Raw genomic sequence first — 18,193 nt, 5'->3', positions numbered from 1 at the left:
CAGGTGGGGTCGTCCGGGTCGAAGGGCGGCGGGGCGACCGTCGGCGGACGCGAACTCGACAGCCGGATCGCCCGGGATTCGGCGTCGGCGCGCCGGAAACCGCGGTCGACGCTCCGCCGGATGCCGCGGCGGGCGCTGTTCCCGAGGGCGCGGAGCCTGCCGGGCAGGCCGGGACGGCGGGCAGCCCTGTCGTCGGGACGGCGGTCGCCGCTTCCGCCGCCGCCCGCCGTCCCGTCGTCTCCGCTGTCTCTCGGGTGCCCCACCAGTGGCCTCCTGCCCGGTCCGTCGACGGCTGCGGACGGTACCGCGCCCTCCCCAGGCTGGCCCCTCACGCGCCGGGCGGCTACCCGCCGTCGACCGAGTGGGCTATCGGCGGGCCGGTGCGGTGACCGGGACGGCGCCCGGGTCAGTCGGTGAGGTGGCGCTCGGCGTACACCTTCATCGCGTCCCGTACGAGGACGGCCGTGCCCTGCTCGTGCTTGTCGTAGTGCCGGCCGAAGCGCGCGTCGTCGACATACATCGCGGTGACACCGATGACGTACGACCGGGAAGGGCTCGTGACGCCCGACAGCCAGTCGCAGTGCCGGGCGGCGACGGCCTGTGCCCCGTCACTGTCGGCGGCGAGACCGTCCTTCTTGGCCTGTCCCCAGTCGCGGGCGATGGACTCGTGCCGTCCCATGAACTCCCGGCGCTCGCTCTCGCTCAGCGAACGCCACCAGCGGTCCCCCTTCTCGTACGCCTCCCGGCCCCACCGCTCGGTCACCTCCTCCTCGTACCGGGTGTGATCGAAGCCGTCGAGAATCTCCTCGGCCATGAGCTGTTCTCCCCTCTCGGTCTTGTGGAGAGTGGTCCGCACCGACGCGATCAGACGTCCCACCCGCGCGCGCTCCTGTTCGAGCAGCGCGAGATGGGTGCGCAGGGCGGCGGCCGTGTCCTGTTGGCCGTCGAGGATCCCGGCGATCGCGGGCAGGCCGAGGCCGAGTTCTCGCAGCAGCAGGATCCGCTGCAACCGGACGAGGGCGTCCTGGTCGTAGTAGCGGTAACCGTTGCCGCCGACCCTGCTCGGGTTCAGCAGTCCCAACTCGCCGTAGTGCCTGAGCGTGCGGCTCGTCGTGCCGGCCTTCTTCGCGATGTCCTGGATCGACCACTCCATGACCGAAACGCTAAATCTTGACGTTGCGTAAAGGTCAAGGCCGATCGGTCGGCGTCCGGCGAACGCGGCCGGGCGGGCGGCCGGGCGGGCGGGCAGGCAGGCAGGCACGACGAAGGCCCGGATCCAGTGGATCCGGGCCTTCGTCTTCTGCCAGTAGCGGGGACAGGATTTGAACCTGCGACCTCTGGGTTATGAGCCCAGCGAGCTACCGAGCTGCTCCACCCCGCGCCGTTGAATGCAACATTACGCCATCCGGACCAAGATCATCTCCATTTCCGATGTCCCGGCCCCGATCGGCCCCCCGTCGGCCCCCGATCGGCCTAAGCCGCCTCCACCACATCCGCCCGGACCGCCGCGGCCCACTCGACCAGCAACCGCTGATACTCCTGCTGCTCGGCGGGGGACAGCGCCCGGCCCGCGCGCGCCCACAGGGCACGGATCTCCGCGTTGACGACGGCGGCGGGGCGGACGGAAACGCTGGCATCGGAGGAAGCTGACATGCCCCAAGGCTACGGCCCGCCACTGACAATCGGCAGAGCGTGTCCCCCCACGGCCGCGCACCGCCACCATCCGGGGCCCCGCAGCCCCTACGCTTACCCCGGTGATCGAAACCATCGTGTTCGACGTCGGCGAGACTCTCGTCCGCGACGACCGCTACTGGGCCTCCTGGGCCGACTGGCTCGGTATCCCCCGCCACACCATCTCCGCGCTGGTCGGCGCCGTCACCACCCAGAGCAGGGACAACGCCGACGCGCTGCGCCTCATCAAGCCCGGCATAGACGTCGGGGAGGCGTACCGGGCCCGGGAGGCCGCCGGCCGGGGCGAGCACCTGGACGAGTCCGATCTCTATCCCGACGTACGGCCCGCCCTGGCCGGTCTGCACGAACTCGGCGTGCGCGTCATCATCGCGGGCAACCAGAGCGTCAAGGCCGGTGAGCTGCTGCGGGGCCTCGATCTGCCCGCCGATCTGGTCGTCACGTCCGGCGAATGGGGTGTCGCCAAGCCGTCGGGCGAGTTCTTCGCCCGGGTGGTGGAGGCGGCGGACACCGTGCCGGAACGGATTCTGTACGTCGGCGACCACCCCATGCACGACCTGTTCCCCGCCCAGCGGGCCGGGCTGCGGGCGGCGCATCTGCGGCGTGGCCACTGGGGTTATCTGGCGGCGGACGATCCGGACGTCGTCGCGGCGGCGGACTGGCGGATCGACACGCTCACACAGCTGACGCCGATCGTGGCGGAGCAGCGGCAGCCGACCTGACCGGTGCTCCGAGCGGTCACCCGGCGCCGCCGTACTCGTGCGGCTGCCCGCCCTGCCACTCCACCCAGACGGGGTCGTCGAGCAGTTCCCACGCGTCGGGCAGCCCGGCGAGGCGCAGGAATTCGATCAGATGGTCGTCACTGTGCGCGAGTCCCATGATCCGGCCGCGGACGGTGACCCGCCGGCCGCCCGTCCCGGACGGCCGGTGTACGACGATCGGTGCGTCACTCATACGGTCAAGAGTGCGACTCCCCCGTCCGGCGCGCAGCCTCGGGGTCCGGTCTTTACCCGGAGATCGCAGCGAAATGGTGCACTCAGCTGCGGTTCCTCACGATTTGTCGCCGCCCGGATGCGGGACAGGGGGGACGCCCCGATGCTGGGAGGGGAGCAACCCCCACAAGGGAGGACGAACCATGTCGATGCTCGACAAGCTCAAGGGCCTGGTCAAGGGCCACGAGGACACCGCGCGGAAGGGCGTCGACAAGGCCGGTGACGCCGTCGACAGGAAGACCGGCGACAAGTACAAGGGCCATGTCGACACCGCTCAGCAGAAGCTCAACGAGCAGCTGGGCTCCCAGGACCGGCCCACGCCGGGCGACGACCGCCCGCCGCAGAACTGACGCGTGGCGCCGGTACGCGGCGCCGACACGCGAAAAGGCCCCGACCGGTTCCCGTTCCGGTCGGGGCCTTCGCGGCGTCCGCGCGTATCAGGACCGCGCGCATTGGAACCGCGCGTATCAGGACCGCGCCATCGCGAGGCCGACGTACTGCTCCGCGAACTCCGGGGTCGGTTCGATCGGCGTGATCATGTCGATCAGTACCCCGTTCGGGTCGGCCACGATGAAGTGCCGCTGGCCGAAGTCCTCGCTGCGTAGGGTGAGTACGGGGGTCAGGCCCTCGCCGTCGACGAGCCGTCGCCACTCCGCGTCCACGTCCGCCACCTCGAAGTTGAGGAGCAGCCCCTGGACGGGCCTGCCGTAGCCGGCGGGCACCGTCGGGTGGGTGGGGTCGAGGAGCGCGAGCTCGTACGGGACGGGGCCCGGCCGCCGGAGGCTGACGTACCAGTCGGCCTCGAACGTCGTCTCGAAGCCCAGCAGCCGCGTGTAGAAGTCGTGGGATTCCTGGAGCCGCGCGGTGGCGATCACGGGATAGAAGCTGGTCAGCTCCATGACAGTTCCTTTCGCATACCATTGGTACGCGAACAACGCTATTCGCATACTATTGGTATGTCAAACGGAGAGAAGCACGATGCCGCAGGAGCAGGGGACCCGGGCCCGGCAGCGGGAGAAGACCAGGCAGACACTGCTGCGCGAGGGCCGGAGACTCTTCGCCGAGGTCGGTTACGGCGCGGTGAGCCTCGCCGAGATCGTCACCGCGGCCGGTGTCACCAAGGGCGCGCTCTACCACCACTTCGACAGCAAGACCGCGCTCTTCCGCGCCGTACTGGAGAACGTCCAGGAGGAGGTCGGGTCACGTGTCGCGGACGCGGCCGGCACGCGGGACGATCCGTGGGACCAACTGGTCACCGGCTGCCAGGAGTTCATCACCGCGACGACCGCGCCGGACATTCAGCGGATCATGCTTCTCGACGGGCCCGCCGTACTGGGCTGGACCGAGTGGCGGGCGATGGACGAGGCGTCGTCGGCCCGCCATCTGACGGAGGCGCTGGCCGGGCTGGTGGCCGGGGGTGTCATCGCCGCACAGCCGGTGGCGCCGCTCGCGCATCTGCTGTCGGGCGCGATGAACGAGGCGGCGCTGTGGCTGGCGACATCGGCGGACCCGGCGGACCTGACCGACACGCGGGCGGCGCTGGGGCGGTTGCTGGACGCGCTGCGGGTGCGCTGAGCGGGTCCGATCCGCCCGGCCCCGGTCCGCCCGCCTCGGTCCGCCCGGCCCCGGTCCGCCCGGCCCCGGTCCGCCCGGCCCCGGTCCGCCCGCCTCGGTCCGGCCTTCGGGTGCGGCTGTTCAGCGGGTGAGCAGGTCCCGTATCGCCTCGACGACCTCCCCCGGTGCCTCCTCCGCCATGAAGTGGCCGCACGAGACGGTCGTGTGCCGCAGGTCGGGCGCCCAGGCGCGCCAGCGGGCGGCGGCGTCGAAGCCCAGGGCCGCGCCCCAGTCCTGCTGGAGGACGGACACCGGCATCCGCAGCCGGTTCCCGGCGTCGCGGTCGGCCTGGTCGTGGGCGACGTCGATCCCGGCCGAGGCGCGGTAGTCGGCGACGATGGAGGGAACGGCCGCGCGGGAGGCCGCCAGATACTCGGCGCGGATCTCGGCCGGAATCGCCCGCGGGTCGCGCGTCCAGATGTCCAGGAAGTGGCCGAAGAACGCGTCCGCGCTCGCGCTGATCATCCGCTCGGGCAGACCGGGCGGCTGGGCCATCAGATAGAGGTGGAAGCCGACGGCGGCGGTGGTGCCGTGCATGACGTCCCAGGTGTCCAGCGTCGGCAGGACGTCGAGCGAGGCGAGATGGGTGATCACCTCCGGGTGGTCGAGCGCCGCGCGGACGGCGACGAGGGCGCCCCGGTCGTGCCCGGCCAGCGCGAACCGGTCGTGCCCGAGCGCGCGGGCGAGCGCGACGGTGTCGGCGGCCATGGTGCGCTTGGAGTACGTGGCGTCGCCCGGCCCGTCGGACCGGCCGGTGCCCTCGGCGGGCTTGTCGCTCGCGCCGTAACCGCGCAGGTCCGGGCAGATGACGGTGTGCCGGGCGGCGAGTTCCACGGCGACATGCCGCCACATGAGATGCGTCTGCGGGAAACCGTGCAGGAGCACGACCGGGCTGCCCGAGCCGCCGACGGCGACGTTGAGAAAGACACCGTCGGCGACGGCGACGCGCTGATAGGTGAAGCCGGGGATGGTGGGGTGCATGATGCGCTCTTTCGTAGGGTGCTTCCAGCCTGTGGCAGGCGAATCAGCAGTGGGTCAGCGCGGGAGGCGGAGCACCGTGGAACGGGTGGGCGACGAGGTCTTCTTCGGTGTGCTCGGCCCCGTGACGGCCGAGGACCGGGGCGGACCGATCGCGCTCAAGGGCCCGCGCCACCGCGCCGTACTGGCCCGGCTGATCGTCGCCCGCCGCCAGGTCGTCCCCGTCGGCCGGCTGGTCGCCGACCTGTGGACGGACGATCCGCCGCCGGCCGGGGCGGTCGGCGCCGTACAGACCTTCGTCGGCGCGCTCCGGCGTGCCCTGGAACCGGACCGGCCGCCCCGTACCCCCGCCCGGCTGCTGGTCACCGAGGGCCCCGGGTACGCGCTGCGCCCCGGGCCGGACGCCGTCGACGCCTGGCGTTTCGAGACGGCGGTCGGCGAGGCGGCGGCGCTGGAGCCCGCGCGGGCGCTGCGCCGGCTCGGCGAGGCGCTGGAGATATGGCGCGGGCCCGCGTACGCCGACTTCACTCAGGAGGAGTGGGTACGGGGTGAACGCGCCCGGCTGGCCGAACTGCGGCTCCGGTCCGTCGAGCGCAGGGCCGAGGCGCGGCTTGCCGTGGGCCAGGCCGCCGAGGCGGTCCCCGACCTGGACGCGCATCTGACCGATCACCCCTGGCGCGAGGACGCCTGGCGGCTGCTGGCGCTGGCCCTGTACCGCACGGGCCGTCAGGGGGACGCCCTCGCCGTCCTGCGCCGGGCCCGGTCGACGCTGGTGGAACAGCTCGGGCTGGATCCGGGGCCGGCGCTGCGACGGCTGGAGGCGGACGTACTGGCGCAGAATCCGGCGATCGACGCCACGGCCGGCCTCGCCGAGACCGCGTCAGGGCTGTGGACGCGGGCGGCGGTGGCGTACGACCGCACGGTCGCGGCCGGCGCCCGCGCCCGCCTGGAGACGACCGTGGGCCTGCTCCGCGATCTCGCGGTGACCGGCGCCGACGGGCTGACGGCGGCGCGCGAGCAGCGGATGGCGGCGATCACCGCCGCCGAGGAGTCCGGCGACCCGGAACTGACCGGCCGGGTGATCGGCGCCTACGACGTGCCCGCGATCTGGACGCGCGGCGACGATCCGGAACTGGCGCGGCAGGTCGTCGCCGCCGCCGAACGCACCCTGGCCGTGCTGCCCCGGCGCGACGGGTACGACGCGGTGCGCTGCCGGCTCCTCGCCACCGTCGCGGTGGAGATGCGCGGCACGCGCTCCGCACGCGGACCGCAGGCGGCGGCGCAGGCGGAGACGATCGCACGGCGCCTCGACGACCCGGCGCTGCTGGCGTTCGCGCTGAACGGGACGTTCATGCAGTCCTTCACTCGCGCGGGCCTCGCCCCGCGCCGCGCCGAAGTCGGCGCGGAACTGGTCGAGTTGGGCGCGCGGCACGCTCTGGCGACCTACGAGGTCCTGGGTCATCTGATCCGCCTTCAGGCGCTGGGCGCGCTGGGCGACTTCACGGCGGCCGACGCCCACGCGGACGCGGCGGACCGGCTGGCGGCCCGCCACGAACGGCCGCTGGTGGGCGTCTTCACCGAGTGGTACGGCGCGCTGCGGCTGGCCGCGTCCGGGGATCTCGCCGGGGCGAGGGCGGCATACGAGACGGCCGCGACCAAGCTCCCGGCCGCCGGAATGCCGGGGCTGAGCGAGGGCCTGCTGCCGCTCGCGCTGCTGTCGCTGCACTTCGCCGACGGCCCCGCCGTCCCGCCGCGCGAGGCGGTCGACCCGGAAGCCGACTGGGGACCGTACCGCCCCTGGATCACCCCGCTCACCGCGCTGTCCACCGGCGACGACGCCGGGGCGCTCCGCGCTCTGCGCGCCCTGCCGGAGGCGCCCCACGACCTGCTGTACGAGGCCCGCTGCTGCCTGGAGGCAACGGCGGCCCTGCGTCTCGCGGACCGCACGGCACTGGTCCGCGCCCGCACCCGGCTGCTCCCGGCCTCCGCCGAACTGGCGGGCGCGGGAAGCGGGTTGCTCACGCTGGGCCCGGTGGCCGGGTATCTGAGCGCGATCGGGAGGGCGCTGGACGGCTGAGGGGCCATGGCGCCGGCTCACTCGCGCCCCGGTGTCAGCCCCAGCTCCCCCGCCCGTACTCCCGCCTGGAAGCGGGAGTCCGCCTCCAGCCCGGTCATCAGCTCCGCCACCCGCCGCCGGTACGTACGCAGTGAGACGCCCAGCCGTCTCGCCGCCGACACGTCCGTGCGGCCCGACGCCAGTTCCCCGAGGATCACACGGGCCTCCGCGTCGAGATGCGGGACGTCGCCGCGCAGATAGGTGTCGAGGTCGAGTGCGGTGTCCCAGAGCGCGCGGAACATCGAGTGGACGCCGTCGACCAGGGTCTGCAACGTCGTCACCGTGTACTCACGGCCGGCGGGAGTCTCCCGGCCGGCGAGGATCATCACCCGGCGGTCGATGAGGATCGTCTCGTGCGGCAGCCGCGAGCCGCTGATCCGTACGAGCGCGCCCGCGCCCCGCACCTGCCGCAGATGCGCCCGCGCCTCCTCGTCGGCGAGCGCGACCGGGCTGAGCAGTTTGCGGACGGTGAGGCCCGGGGCGTACGGGGTGTGCCGGATGTCCGGGGTGTCCGGGGTGTCCGGGGCGTACGGGGTGCTCTGGTTGCTTGGGGTCTTGGGGGCGTACGCCGTGCTCATCCGGGCCCGGACCGCCTCCCTCGCCGCCGGCTGCGACCACGTCCTGAGGTCCCGCGCGGCGCAGACGAACTCGTTACGCGCGGAGGCGAAGAGATGCCCGGCCCGCGCGACCAGCTCCGCGTCCCCACGCACTGAAAACACGTGTTCGTTCCGCATCTCCCCAGTCTGGCACCAAGCTGCCACCCGCTCGCCGGATGTGGCGGCCGAGCGCAGCATGGGCCGTATGACGACCAAGACCTTCTCCCTGGGCGGAGACCTGACCATCAACCGGCTCGGCTTCGGCGCCATGCGCCTGGCCACCGGCACCTTCGACGGCCCGACGCGCCCTTCCGAGACCGGCATCGCGGTGCTCCGGCGGGCCGTGGAGCTGGGTGTGAACCACATCGACACCGCCGGGTTCTACGGCCGAGGAGGCGTACGGGCGAACGAGCAGATCCGTACGGCCCTGACCCCCTACCCCGCCGACCTGGTGATCGCGACGAAGGTCGGTCCGCTGCCCGGCCCGGACGGTGTGCCGAGCGGGCAGGCGACGCCCGACCAGCTGCGCGGCCTGGTCGAGACCGATCTGCGCACCCTCGGGCTCGACCGGCTCGACCTGGTCTATCTGCGGGTGGGCGGGATGACCGGGCCGGGCGGGGAGTCGGTCGCGGAACGGTTCGCGGCGCTGGCCGAGCTGCGCGCGGAGGGGCTGATCCGGCACCTGGGCATCAGCAACGTCGACGCGGCCCAGTTCGCGGAGGCCCAAACGGTCGCGCCCGTCACGGCGGTGCAGAACCAGTACGCCGACGACAGCGCGCTCCTCGCGGAGTGCGAGGAGGCGGGTATCGCGTACGTGCCGTACTTCCCGCTCGGCGGTGGCGGCACCCCGCTCGACACCGAACGGCTCGGCAAGGTCGCGGCGCGCCGGGGCGCGACCACGGCGCAGATCGCGCTCGCCGCGCTGCTGGCGTCGTCGCCGTCGGTCCTGGCGATTCCGGGCACCGGCTCGCTCACCCATCTGGAGGAGAACGTCGCGGCGGGCGACATCGCTCTCGGCGACGAGGACCTGTCCGTGCTGCGCGGCTGACGGCGCCGCGCGGCTGACGGCGGAACGCGGTGGCCCCCGGGAGTCCGGGAGTCCGGGACCCGGGGCCGACCGCGTAGCGCGTAGCGCGTACCGCCTATCGCCTGTCGCCTGTCGCCTCAGGTCGGGATGGGCTTGATCTTGCTGCAGTTCTTCCATTCGACCCAGGGCCGTGCGCCACCGTTCTTCGGCGCCGTCGCGTACATCGGGTCGCCGGTGATCGTCTGGTTCTTCTCCTCATGGGTGATGTCGATCCCGAAGAGCTTGAACCCGAGGGTGAACTGCCCGGCGGAGATACCGAAGCCGATGCCCAGCGAGGCGTTCCACCAGTCGGTGTTGGCCTTGTAGTCGAGCTTGCTGAGCTTGCCCTTGTCGTACAACAGCCGTTCCAGCGGGCTCGCGTCGGGGCCCGGCACCTTGGCCGCGTCGCTGGGGGTGGGCAGCGGATTCTTCGCGGGCTGGTCGCCGTTGCCGCGCAGCCAGTCCTCCACGGCGGTGCTGTCGGCGTCGTTGTCGAGGATGAGTTCGGCCGTCTCGGTGTGGATCTGCGAGTTGGTCGATCCGCCACCGCCGCCGACATCGATGGTGACGGGGCCGGCGTTGGCGCCGCCCTCGACCTTGACGCCGCCGCCTCCGCCGGCCTCCTCGCTGGTGGTGATCATCAGCTTCTCCGGGCGGTGCGCCTTGCCGTCGGCTTCCTCCTGGTCGTAGGTCGCCGCGTCGTAGGTGACGGAGACCTGCTGCATCCTCTCGCCGGTGGCGATCCCGCCCGCGCCGCCCGCGCCCTTGACCGTGAACGTGTAGACGAAGGTGATCTTCCCGGCGTTCGGTCCGCTGTGCGAACGCATGACGACGACGTCCTCGGTCATCGTGCCGTTGGCCAGCTCACCGGATATCTTCCCGAGGTCCTTGGGGCCGTCGCCCTTGCCGCCCTTGCCGCTGCCCTTGAACTTGCCGCCGAAGTTCGCGTTGCCGGACGCCTCGATGGAGGTCTTGGTGATGTCGACGTCCGGCGCCTTCTCCGGCGGCAGGTCGGGCTTCTTCTTACCGGCGTGGTAGCCGCAGATCATCCCGAGTTCGGAGGAACGGGGCCCGGCGGGGCGGGAGTTGCACTCGTCCTGGGCCTTCAGATACTCGGTGAACTGCTTGGCGTCCGCGAGGTTCAGCTCCAGGTCCTTCTGCGCGTCGCCGGTCTTGTTCCCGGAGAAGAGCCACTGCCCGCCGCTGCCGCTGCCCTTCAGATACGTACCGCTCAGCTTGGCGCTGCCGCCCCAGTCCTCCAGGCCGCGGATGCCCGCGGAGATGCTGGCGGTGACGCCGCCGCCGACCTCGGTGATCCGCTCCAGGGTGACGGTGCCGTCGGACCACTGCTGGAGTTTGACCGTCTCGGAGCTGCTGATCTTGATGAAGAAGATCTGGACGACGACCGTGGTCTTCGTCTGGTCCTGGGACAGCAGACACCTGGTGGGCTCGAACGGGTCGCCGTTCGGTACGAAGGGGTCCCCGCCCTCGCCCCCACCGCCCCCGTCGCCGCCCCCGCCCTCGCCGTCCGCGTAGTCGCCGGTGGCGCAGGCCTCGTCCCCGCTCAGCGGGTGAAGTACGCGGCACACCGCGCTCTTCAGCCCGGTCGCCTCGTCGGCGGGTACGGACAGGCCGACGATCGCCGCGATGATCGCGGCCACGACCCCGAACATCGCGGCGTACTCGGCCCCGCTCTGCCCCCGGTCGCGCCAGTGACGCCAGTCCGGCCAGTCCCACCAGTCATGCCAGTCATGCCCGTCCGGCCAGTCCCGTCGGCTTCTGTCACGCTGCCGGCCTCTGTCACGCTGCCGCCCGTCACACACCCTGATCTCCCGCCCCACGCCGTAGTGCCCCCGAGCGGCAGCAGCGTAAGTACAGGTCAGGGCCCATACGCAGGGCCCACGGACCCACTCGGGGGCCCGCTGCGGGCCGAACCGGCGGGTGTTCATCCGCCCGTTGACCACGGGCCGTTCACAGGCCACCCGGCGGCCGACGGGCGCGGGAGTCCGGCGTACCGATCGCCTCTCTGAACCACTCTCCGATCGCCTCGGTCCGCGCGTAACCGCGACCCGTGCAGAATCGTTCAACCAGACATCGTGCGCGTACGCATCCGATCCCCTGGTGCGTACGTGACACGGCTGAGGGCCGACCCGGCCAAGCGACGGGTCGGCCCTCGTGCGAGTCAATTTCGCCGGAAGTCGGGAGGGGTCCCGAGCCGCCCTGCCTACAGTCCCCCGTATGCGTGAGAACACCAGGGCAGAAGTCCGCGACATCGCGGCGGCCACCGCGAGCGAGACCGTCATGCGCTACGCCGACGCTCTCGCCCGGTCTCCCTACGCCCAGCAGACCATCGAGTCCACGGCCCGCGAAGTGGCCACCGAGACCGCCCGCGAGATCGCCGGCGAACGCGTCGCCGACGCGGCCGAGATCGTCCGCACCGCCGAGAAGGCGGCGGGAGACACCGCCGACGAGACCGCCCGGCGCGTCGCCGAGAAGACGGCCACGACCCTCACGGAGGAGGCCACCGCCAAGACGTCGGAGCGGACACGACAGTCGGTGGAGGACGCGCTGGCGACAGCGGCGGCGCAGTGGGAGGAGGCGCTGGGGAACGCCGGGCGCGAGTGGGAGGAGGCGCTCGGGAAGGCCCGGCGCGAGTGGGAGGAGTCACGGGAGGCCGTGGCGCGGTCGGCCGGGCAGTTCGCCCGCGACGAGGCGGTCCGTACGGTCGTCGCGACCGTCGCCGACTCGGTCCCGCCCGTCGTGGAGGTCAGGGTCGCCCAGGCCGATCCCGTCCGGGTCGGCGGCCACACCCACGCCGTACTGCCGGATGTCCTGCTGGCGCTCGGCGCCGGCTGCCACGTACTGCTGGTCGGGCCGGCCGGGACCGGAAAGTCGATGATGGCCCAGCAGGCGGCCCAGGGCTTCGGGCAGGAGTTCCACGCCCTCTCCCTCGGGCCGACGACACCGATGAGCAAGATCTTCGGGTACTACGACGCCCACGGCCACTACCACGGAACCCCCTTCCGCAGCGCGTTCGAGCACGGCGGACTGATGCTGCTCGACGAACTGGACAGCGGCCATCCCGGGCTGCTCGCGGAGCTGAACCAGGCGCTGTCCATCCGGTCCTGCGCCTTCGCCGACGGCATGGTCGCCGCGCACCCCGACTTCCGGCTGATCGCCACCGCCAACACGTACGGCACCGGCGGCGACCGGCAGTACGTGGGCCGGCAGGCGCTGGACGCGGCGACGCTGGACCGGTTCGTCGTCATCGACGTACCGGTCGACGAGGAGCTGGAGGAGCGCATCGCCCTCGCGCACGCGCCCGCGCGGCCGGTGGACGCCCGGCAGATGATCGAGGAGGTACGGCGGCTGCGCGCCACGGGGGCCGAGAAGCGGCTGCCGGTGATGTTCTCGCCCCGGGCCAGTATCGACGCGGCCAAGCTGCTCCAGGCGGGGGCGAGCGTGGAGCAGGCCCTGCGGTGGCGGGTCGTACGGGGCATGTCGGCGGCCCACCGTTCCGCGCTGGGGCTCGGTTCCGAGGAGAGGGACGGTCTGGGCGCCGGCGAGGGGGAGTTCGGCGTATGACCTGCGAGGACCCGCGTCAGACGGACACCGTCCACGCGCTGCCCCCGATGTGGTCGTGGCAGGAGTTCGTGGACCGCGTCCACGCGCCGGACACCATCGACGACGGGGACGGGCGCCACCCACCGGGCGACAGCGAGTGGGCCGGCGCCTCGTGGGCGGAGGCGCTGCGGCTGGCCGAGGACGGGTGGACCACCGTCCTTCCCGACGTGGACGCCGAAGTCGCCGAACTGCGCGAACGCGCCGGGGAGGAGGTCCTGACGACGGCCCTCGTGCCCACGTGGGACGTGACCGGCAGCGAGGTGGACGTCGGCGCCTATCTGAGCGGTGCGCCGGAGTGCATGGTGGACTCCGTGCCGCAGCGGATCTCGGCGCGGGGGCGGGTGGTGACGTTCCTCGTCCCGGCCGGGTACGTCAACACCACGCCGCACTCGGTCATTTACCACCGGGGGGTCGCGCTGGCCGCGTTGTGCTCCTCGATCATCGCGGCGGGGCACAGCGTCGAGATCTGGTCGGGCTTCTGCGCGTACGTGAGCGACACCGACCGTTACGCGGCGGTGGCCCGGGTGATCTCACCGGCGGAACCGCTGGACATGGGACGGCTGATGTTCGTGATGGCGCATCCGGCGATGCTGCGCCGCCTGTGGTTCGCGGTGTGGGACAGCGCCCCCCGGGCGGTGGCCCGCCGTATGCACGACTCGCGCTACGGCACACCGCCGAACACCTGCTATCCGGAGGATCTGCCCACGGGCATCACGGAGCCGTACATCCTGCCGCATCTGTCGCCGGAGGACAGGCAGTGGGAGTCGGTGGACAGCGCGCTGTCCTGGTGCCGCGAGATGTTCACCGGTCTGGGGCTGCTACGGGCCGCCTGACGCGAGACGAGTGCGGCGGGCGTCCGGGGGATCTCACACCGCCGGCTACGCCGCGGCGCCCGCGCCGGATCCGCCGTCCGGTCCGTCGTCCGGTCAGGCGTCCGTGAAGTGCGCGAGGGAGGTGATGACACGTTCGGCGATGCCCGGCGGCCAGCGGAACGAGGGGGAGACCGCCCGCTGATGGGCGAGTCCGTGCAGACCGAGCCAGAGCGCGACCGCGTCGGCGGGCAGGTCGTCGCTGGTCGCGGAACCGGCGGCGACGCACTCCGCCAGCGCTTCGGCGAGCCGCCCGAGGCTCTCCTGACCGAGCGTGGCCACGTCCTCCTCGGTCACGGAACTGGCGTTCAGATCAGGGGTCCAGAGCCCCCCGAACATGATCCGGTAGCGCCCCGGACGGGCCAGCGCGAAGTCCAGATAGGCGTGGCACAAGGCCGTCAGCCGCGCACGGGATTCACCGTCGGCGGCGTCCACGGCGGTACGCAGCCGCTCGTCCAGCTCCACGAAGGCGTCGCGCACGACGGCCAGCATGATGGCGGGCTGGTCCGGGAAGTGGCGGTAGATCGAGGGGGCGGCGATTCCGACGCGGCGCGCGACGGCGCGCAGTGTGACGGCGCTCTCGTCACCGGTCTCCTCCAGCAGGCCGACGGCCGCGGCCACGATCTCCTCGCGCAGTCGGGCGCCCTCGCCCCGGCGGTTGCGGACGCGGCTCTGTGTCGCTGATGTGTCTTCTCCCATGGCGTTACCTTACAGCGCGAAGCTTATGGGTGTTCCCTCTTGCGGTCGCTCGGCTAACACTCGTATCCTTACATCACGAAGCCGATTCGAGCGGACAGGAATCCACCATGAGCACGACCATGAACGCGCCTGCGCACACCGCCGTACACACCGCCGCGCACACCGCCGTGACCAGCGGCGTTCCCGCCGCAGCCACCGAGATCATGCTCCCCGGCCCGGTCGAGCCGAGCGGACTCCAGGTGCGGACGCGCCCCCTTCCCGCCCCCGCCGCCGGGCAGGTGCTGCTGCGCATGGACGCGACGGGGGTCTCGTTCGCGGAACAGCAGATGCGCCGCGCCAAGTACTACGACCAGCCGCCGTTCCCCTTCGTCCCCGGATACGACGTCGTCGGCACCGTCACCGCCACCGGGCCGGGCGTGGACGCGGGAATGACCGGACGCCGGTACGCCGCGGTCACCAAGGTCGGCGCCTGGGCCAGTCATCTGCTCGTCGACGCCGTGGAACTGGTGCCGGTGGCGGCGGACCTGGACGTCGCCGCCGTGGAGGCCGTCGTCGTGAACGGCGTCACCGCCTGGCAGATGCTGCACCGGACGGCCGAGGTCCGCCCCGGCGGCACGATCGTGGTGCTGGGCGCCAACGGCGGTGTCGGTTCCGTACTCGTCCAGCTGGCCCGCCATGCCGGGATCACGGTGATCGGGACGGCGTCCCCGCGCCACCACGCGACGGTACGGGAGCTGGGCGCGACCCCCGTCGACCACCACGACCCGGAGATGTACCGGCGGATCGCCGAGCTGGCGCCGGACGGTGTGGACGCGGTGTTCGACCATGTCGGCGGCGCCGGGCTGGTCGAGTCGTGGCGGCTGCTGCGCCGCGGCGGAACGCTCGTCTCGTACGGCACCGCGGCCTCCAAGGACGACCCGGGCAGCTCGCGGCTTCCGGTGCTGCGACTCTTCGCGCGCATCCTGCTGTGGAATCTGCTGCCCAACGGCAGGGGCGCCCACTTCTACAACTTCTGGGCCGGCCGGCGCCGCCCGGCGACCTGGCGGCGCCGGCTGAACGACGACCTTACCCAGGTGCTGCGGCTGATGGCCGACGGCTCGCTCACCCCGCGCGTCGCCGCGCGGATCCCGCTGTCCGACGCCGCGTCGGCCATGACCCTCGCCGAGTCCCGCACGGTCGCCGGCAAGGTCGTCATCGTGCCGGACCAGCCCCGGACGTGAACGCGCCCCGACCGGTGGACAGTGGATACCGGTCGAGGCGTTCGCGATCGGTGGCGGTCGTGCCGCCACGGGGGTGCAGGGGTCACCACGGAGGTGCGGGGGTCACCACGGAGGTGTGGTGATCAGCTCGCGCCGCCCTGTCCGGCGCTGCCCATCGGGCCGACCTTGACCGAGGAGCCGGAGCCGTCGGTGGCCGGCAGCGTGGCGGAGCCGGGCCATTCGACGGAGAACGACTTCGTCTCGTTGGGCGGGGTCACCAGCAGCGCGCTGACGCTGACACCGGAACCGCCCGAGTCGTTCATCGGGTACGTGACACCGAAGAACGTCGACTCCCCGTCCGCGAGAACGGTGGTGTCCGCCTCCTGCCCCGTACGCTCCGCCGACAGCGATCCCGCGCTGGTCTTCAGGTCCACGCCCGCGTACGCCGCCAGCACACAGTCCTTGCCACCGAGGTTCTTGAACTCCACCACCACCGTGCCCTCGGTGTCACCGCCGATCGTGCCGTCCGACGCGCTGATGTCGAGGTCGTCCGTACGGCACTTCTCCGCCCCACCGCCGGAGCCCGCCTCGGAGCCCGCGTCCTGCCGCCCGCCCGAACCCTGCTCCTGCCCGTCGCCCGAGTCCGAACCATCCGAGTCCGAACCGCCCGACCCGGAGCCGCCGTTCGACGCGGACATGGTCGACGAGCCCGACGGATCACCCTGACCCGTCAGGTCCTCGTCGTTGCACGCCGTCAGGGAGAGAGTCGCGGCGACGGCCAGAGCGGCGAAGGTGAGCTTGCGAACGCGCATTGTTTTCTTCCTCATCGGTCGGGGACCCGTGGGCCGGCCGCTCGCTACGAGCCGCCGTTTCTGATCACCAAGAGCGGCCCCACCCGCATCGCCGTTGCCCCCAACCCCCGCCTAATACATCCCCGTTACACGCATCACCACCGACCACACCCCCGCCCGCACCGCCTCACCCAGCGCCCCACGGGCCCGAACGCCGGTTCCCACGACGATCACGCATCACTCCCCCACCACCCCGTCCTGGGACAGACCCGTAACCCGGGGAATCTTGACCCGTACGCCCCCGGCCCACGGCCACCACCGACGGATCAGCGGGGCTCCGGTCCGGCGGGAACCGGTTCGACGGCGCGCCGCCTGACGAACAGGACGACGATCAGGACCACCTGGAGAAGGACGGGCAGAGCGACCCTGGGGGACACCTGCGGCTCCGTGCCCACCAGATGGGAGAGCAGGCTGGTGTCCCACAGACCGTGGACGAGCATCGGCAGCAGGATCACACCGCCGACCCGCAGGCACAGATAGAAGAAGTAGCCCGAGGTGGAGACGACGACGGCCTGCACGAGGGCCTGGGACCCCTGCCCGACGGCGTTGCTGACGTGGACGAGGCCGAAGACGAGCGACGAGTACAGCGCCACCTTTCCCTCGCCGAACCCGGCACGGCGGAAGACGTGCACGCCGATGCCCCGGAACATCAGTTCCTCGCCGACGCCGACGAACAGTCCCAGCAGCAGCAGACAGAGCACCAACGACAGGCTCTGATCGGCGAGATGGCCGTAGTTCAGGCCGATCACCGAGACGGCCAGCATCGAGACCGGCACCCAGCGCACCCAGCCTCGTACGGGAGCCCGGTAGCGCAGGATCTCTCCCCACCAGCCGAGCCAGGTCACCACCGCGGCGGCGTACACGATCGAGATCCCGATCGGGACCAGGGCGTCGCGGACAAGGGACTCGGTGGTCGGGAACCGGCTGTCGGAGTCGCCCGTGTCCACACCGATCAGCGCCCCGACGCCCTGGATGATGCCCGCGTAGATCACGACGACGACCAGGAACCACGGCCAGGACAGACGTCGCCCCGCCCGATCCCCCCGCGCCGCGTCCGTTGTCTCACTCACGGTGGTGCCGTCCTTCGCCCGGCGGCGACGCCGCCCGGCTCGACGGCCGTACGGGGTCACCGCGTCCTCGCCCCCGTCACCGCCGCAGTCTCTCACCCGGCGCCGGGCGAGCGGTTCGTACGGCCCGACCCCGCCCTCAGCGCCCGGCCGGCGCCGGAGCGCCGTCCGTCCCGACGCCGAGCAGCGCCGGAATCGCCGCCACCCCGTCGAGGATGTGCGTCGGGTGTTCCGCGTCCAGTTCCGTACGGGTCTGCGCGCCGGTGAGGACGCCGACGACGAAGCCCGCGTCCGCCGCCAGTCCCGCGCGGATGTCCAGGGCGGTGTCGCCCGCGACGAGGACGCGTCGGGCACTCCGCGCGCCGGTCAGCTCCATGGCGCGGTGGATCATGTCCGGCCGGGGCCGGCCGCCCGCCACCTCCGAGGCGCAGACGACCGCGTCGAGATGGTCGCCGAGCCGCCACCCGAGGGAGGCGAGCAGGGGATCGGTGACCTGGCGGTCGAAGCCGGTGGTGAGCGCCACCTTCACTCCCGCCGTACGCAGTGCCGCCAGTGCCTCGGGCACACCGGTCAGCGGTACGGGTGGAGTCGCCCCGTACGCCTCGCGCAGCCGTGTCACGAAGTCGGCGTGCGCCGCCTCGACGTCGGTGCGGCCGGTGAGCGCGGCCAGCGCCTCGCGTTTGTCGGCGCCCATCCACCGGCGCAGCGTCTCGTCGGACACGGGCCCGCCGTGCTCGGCCACGACGGACGCGAGCACCCGGTAGACCGTGCCGCCTTCGTCCACGGTGGTCCCGGCGATGTCCAGTACGGCCAAGTCGATCATGGGGTATCCC

General features: G+C 72.2%; 19 protein-coding genes and 1 tRNA gene. 8 read left to right on the top strand and 12 right to left on the bottom strand.

The features are described from left to right. Positions 1-406: 406 nt before the first annotated feature. The 3 genes from ACFYNU_RS21715 to ACFYNU_RS21705 all read right to left on the bottom strand — a co-directional run bounded on the left by ACFYNU_RS21715 (position 407) and on the right by ACFYNU_RS21705 (position 1,653). Positions 407-1,153: a MerR family transcriptional regulator gene (locus ACFYNU_RS21715; protein ID WP_356596058.1), complete on the bottom strand. Its 747-nt coding sequence runs from the start codon at positions 1,151-1,153 to the stop codon at positions 407-409. Between the two features lie 154 nt (positions 1,154-1,307). After that, positions 1,308-1,381, bottom strand: a tRNA-Met gene (locus tag ACFYNU_RS21710). Positions 1,382-1,473: 92 nt separating this feature from the next. Next, on the bottom strand, positions 1,474-1,653 hold the full coding sequence (locus tag ACFYNU_RS21705) for a hypothetical protein (protein ID WP_356596056.1): 180 nt from the start codon (positions 1,651-1,653) through the stop codon (positions 1,474-1,476). Positions 1,654-1,754: 101 nt separating this feature from the next. Here ACFYNU_RS21705 and ACFYNU_RS21700 point away from each other — a divergent pair, with 101 nt between their 5' ends. Then, on the top strand, positions 1,755-2,411 hold the full coding sequence (locus ACFYNU_RS21700) for an HAD family hydrolase (protein ID WP_356596054.1): 657 nt from the start codon (positions 1,755-1,757) through the stop codon (positions 2,409-2,411). Positions 2,412-2,427: 16 nt separating this feature from the next. Here ACFYNU_RS21700 and ACFYNU_RS21695 read toward each other — a convergent pair whose 3' ends face one another. Further along, the gene (locus ACFYNU_RS21695) at positions 2,428-2,643 is read right to left on the bottom strand and encodes a hypothetical protein (protein ID WP_356596052.1); all 216 of its coding nucleotides are present in this window, start codon (positions 2,641-2,643) and stop codon (positions 2,428-2,430) included. A gap of 181 nt (positions 2,644-2,824) precedes the next feature. Between ACFYNU_RS21695 and ACFYNU_RS21690 the strand changes: the two genes are divergently transcribed. Then, positions 2,825-3,031 carry an antitoxin gene (locus ACFYNU_RS21690; protein ID WP_356596050.1) on the top strand — a complete coding sequence of 69 codons (207 nt, stop codon included), beginning with the start codon at positions 2,825-2,827 and terminating at the stop codon, positions 3,029-3,031. Between the two features lie 117 nt (positions 3,032-3,148). Here ACFYNU_RS21690 and ACFYNU_RS21685 read toward each other — a convergent pair whose 3' ends face one another. Continuing rightward, entirely contained in the window at positions 3,149-3,580 is a 432-nt protein-coding gene (locus tag ACFYNU_RS21685; protein ID WP_356596048.1) for a VOC family protein, read from the bottom strand. 79 nt (positions 3,581-3,659) lie between these two features. Here ACFYNU_RS21685 and ACFYNU_RS21680 point away from each other — a divergent pair, with 79 nt between their 5' ends. Next, positions 3,660-4,256 carry a TetR/AcrR family transcriptional regulator gene (locus tag ACFYNU_RS21680; RefSeq protein ID WP_356596046.1) on the top strand — a complete coding sequence of 199 codons (597 nt, stop codon included), beginning with the start codon at positions 3,660-3,662 and terminating at the stop codon, positions 4,254-4,256. A gap of 120 nt (positions 4,257-4,376) precedes the next feature. Here ACFYNU_RS21680 and ACFYNU_RS21675 read toward each other — a convergent pair whose 3' ends face one another. Further along, positions 4,377-5,276: an alpha/beta hydrolase gene (locus ACFYNU_RS21675; protein WP_356596044.1), complete on the bottom strand. Its 900-nt coding sequence runs from the start codon at positions 5,274-5,276 to the stop codon at positions 4,377-4,379. Positions 5,277-5,361: 85 nt separating this feature from the next. Between ACFYNU_RS21675 and ACFYNU_RS21670 the strand changes: the two genes are divergently transcribed. Continuing rightward, the gene (locus ACFYNU_RS21670; RefSeq protein ID WP_356596082.1) at positions 5,362-7,350 is read left to right on the top strand and encodes a BTAD domain-containing putative transcriptional regulator; all 1,989 of its coding nucleotides are present in this window, start codon (positions 5,362-5,364) and stop codon (positions 7,348-7,350) included. Positions 7,351-7,367: 17 nt separating this feature from the next. On the opposite strand, the gene ACFYNU_RS21665 is transcribed toward ACFYNU_RS21670, so the two are convergent. After that, a complete protein-coding gene (locus ACFYNU_RS21665) occupies positions 7,368-8,123 on the bottom strand; it encodes a DNA-binding response regulator (protein WP_356596042.1) in 756 nt (251 codons plus the stop codon). 67 nt (positions 8,124-8,190) lie between these two features. Between ACFYNU_RS21665 and ACFYNU_RS21660 the strand changes: the two genes are divergently transcribed. Next, positions 8,191-9,033: an oxidoreductase gene (locus tag ACFYNU_RS21660; RefSeq protein WP_356596040.1), complete on the top strand. Its 843-nt coding sequence runs from the start codon at positions 8,191-8,193 to the stop codon at positions 9,031-9,033. 116 nt (positions 9,034-9,149) lie between these two features. Here the strand turns inward: ACFYNU_RS21660 and ACFYNU_RS21655 are convergent, their stop codons facing one another. Continuing rightward, positions 9,150-10,712, bottom strand: coding sequence for a hypothetical protein (locus ACFYNU_RS21655; protein ID WP_356596038.1), 1,563 nt, complete (start codon positions 10,710-10,712; stop codon positions 9,150-9,152). 577 nt (positions 10,713-11,289) lie between these two features. Between ACFYNU_RS21655 and ACFYNU_RS21650 the strand changes: the two genes are divergently transcribed. Together ACFYNU_RS21650 and ACFYNU_RS21645 are read left to right on the top strand one after the other, a co-directional pair. After that, complete coding sequence (locus ACFYNU_RS21650; protein ID WP_356596036.1) at positions 11,290-12,636, top strand: AAA family ATPase; 1,347 nt, start codon at positions 11,290-11,292, stop codon at positions 12,634-12,636. Continuing rightward, a complete protein-coding gene (locus tag ACFYNU_RS21645; protein ID WP_356596034.1) occupies positions 12,633-13,508 on the top strand; it encodes a hypothetical protein in 876 nt (291 codons plus the stop codon). The genes ACFYNU_RS21650 and ACFYNU_RS21645 overlap by 4 nt, the downstream gene beginning before the upstream one ends. A gap of 93 nt (positions 13,509-13,601) precedes the next feature. Here the strand turns inward: ACFYNU_RS21645 and ACFYNU_RS21640 are convergent, their stop codons facing one another. After that, positions 13,602-14,243, bottom strand: coding sequence for a TetR/AcrR family transcriptional regulator (locus ACFYNU_RS21640; RefSeq protein ID WP_356596032.1), 642 nt, complete (start codon positions 14,241-14,243; stop codon positions 13,602-13,604). A 203-nt stretch (positions 14,244-14,446) separates the two neighbouring features. Here ACFYNU_RS21640 and ACFYNU_RS21635 point away from each other — a divergent pair, with 203 nt between their 5' ends. Continuing rightward, positions 14,447-15,463, top strand: coding sequence for a medium chain dehydrogenase/reductase family protein (locus ACFYNU_RS21635; protein WP_356596080.1), 1,017 nt, complete (start codon positions 14,447-14,449; stop codon positions 15,461-15,463). A 122-nt stretch (positions 15,464-15,585) separates the two neighbouring features. Here ACFYNU_RS21635 and ACFYNU_RS21630 read toward each other — a convergent pair whose 3' ends face one another. From ACFYNU_RS21630 to ACFYNU_RS21620, 3 genes are all read right to left on the bottom strand, one after another. Beyond that, on the bottom strand, positions 15,586-16,254 hold the full coding sequence (locus ACFYNU_RS21630; RefSeq protein WP_356596030.1) for a DUF4232 domain-containing protein: 669 nt from the start codon (positions 16,252-16,254) through the stop codon (positions 15,586-15,588). Positions 16,255-16,559: 305 nt separating this feature from the next. After that, positions 16,560-17,363 (bottom strand): type II CAAX endopeptidase family protein, encoded by an 804-nt coding sequence (locus ACFYNU_RS21625; RefSeq protein WP_356596028.1) that lies wholly within the window; start codon positions 17,361-17,363, stop codon positions 16,560-16,562. Positions 17,364-17,499: 136 nt separating this feature from the next. Continuing rightward, entirely contained in the window at positions 17,500-18,183 is a 684-nt protein-coding gene (locus ACFYNU_RS21620; protein ID WP_356596026.1) for a phosphonatase-like hydrolase, read from the bottom strand. Positions 18,184-18,193 lie beyond the last annotated feature (10 nt).

Origin of the sequence: Streptomyces sp. NPDC006643, assembly GCF_042870175.1 — a bacterium.
In the GTDB taxonomy this organism is placed as follows: Bacteria; Actinomycetota; Actinomycetes; order Streptomycetales; family Streptomycetaceae; genus Streptomyces.
The sequence above is the reverse complement of the archived record's forward strand: the minus strand, read 5'-3'. Positions and strand labels throughout refer to the sequence as shown.

Bases quoted from the DNA above. Each gene is read 5' to 3' on its own strand.
- ACFYNU_RS21715 (WP_356596058.1), bottom strand. From the start codon at position 1,153: ATGGAGTGGTCGATCCAGGACATCGCGAAGAAGGCCGGCACGACGAGC.
- ACFYNU_RS21705 (WP_356596056.1), bottom strand. From the start codon at position 1,653: ATGTCAGCTTCCTCCGATGCCAGCGTTTCCGTCCGCCCCGCCGCCGTC.
- ACFYNU_RS21695 (WP_356596052.1), bottom strand. From the start codon at position 2,643: ATGAGTGACGCACCGATCGTCGTACACCGGCCGTCCGGGACGGGCGGC.
- ACFYNU_RS21690 (WP_356596050.1), top strand. From the start codon at position 2,825: ATGTCGATGCTCGACAAGCTCAAGGGCCTGGTCAAGGGCCACGAGGAC.
- ACFYNU_RS21685 (WP_356596048.1), bottom strand. From the start codon at position 3,580: ATGGAGCTGACCAGCTTCTATCCCGTGATCGCCACCGCGCGGCTCCAG.
- ACFYNU_RS21680 (WP_356596046.1), top strand. From the start codon at position 3,660: ATGCCGCAGGAGCAGGGGACCCGGGCCCGGCAGCGGGAGAAGACCAGG.
- ACFYNU_RS21675 (WP_356596044.1), bottom strand. From the start codon at position 5,276: ATGCACCCCACCATCCCCGGCTTCACCTATCAGCGCGTCGCCGTCGCC.
- ACFYNU_RS21665 (WP_356596042.1), bottom strand. From the start codon at position 8,123: ATGCGGAACGAACACGTGTTTTCAGTGCGTGGGGACGCGGAGCTGGTC.
- ACFYNU_RS21660 (WP_356596040.1), top strand. From the start codon at position 8,191: ATGACGACCAAGACCTTCTCCCTGGGCGGAGACCTGACCATCAACCGG.
- ACFYNU_RS21650 (WP_356596036.1), top strand. From the start codon at position 11,290: ATGCGTGAGAACACCAGGGCAGAAGTCCGCGACATCGCGGCGGCCACC.
- ACFYNU_RS21645 (WP_356596034.1), top strand. From the start codon at position 12,633: ATGACCTGCGAGGACCCGCGTCAGACGGACACCGTCCACGCGCTGCCC.
- ACFYNU_RS21640 (WP_356596032.1), bottom strand. From the start codon at position 14,243: ATGGGAGAAGACACATCAGCGACACAGAGCCGCGTCCGCAACCGCCGG.
- ACFYNU_RS21635 (WP_356596080.1), top strand. From the start codon at position 14,447: ATGCTCCCCGGCCCGGTCGAGCCGAGCGGACTCCAGGTGCGGACGCGC.
- ACFYNU_RS21630 (WP_356596030.1), bottom strand. From the start codon at position 16,254: ATGCGCGTTCGCAAGCTCACCTTCGCCGCTCTGGCCGTCGCCGCGACT.
- ACFYNU_RS21620 (WP_356596026.1), bottom strand. From the start codon at position 18,183: ATGATCGACTTGGCCGTACTGGACATCGCCGGGACCACCGTGGACGAA.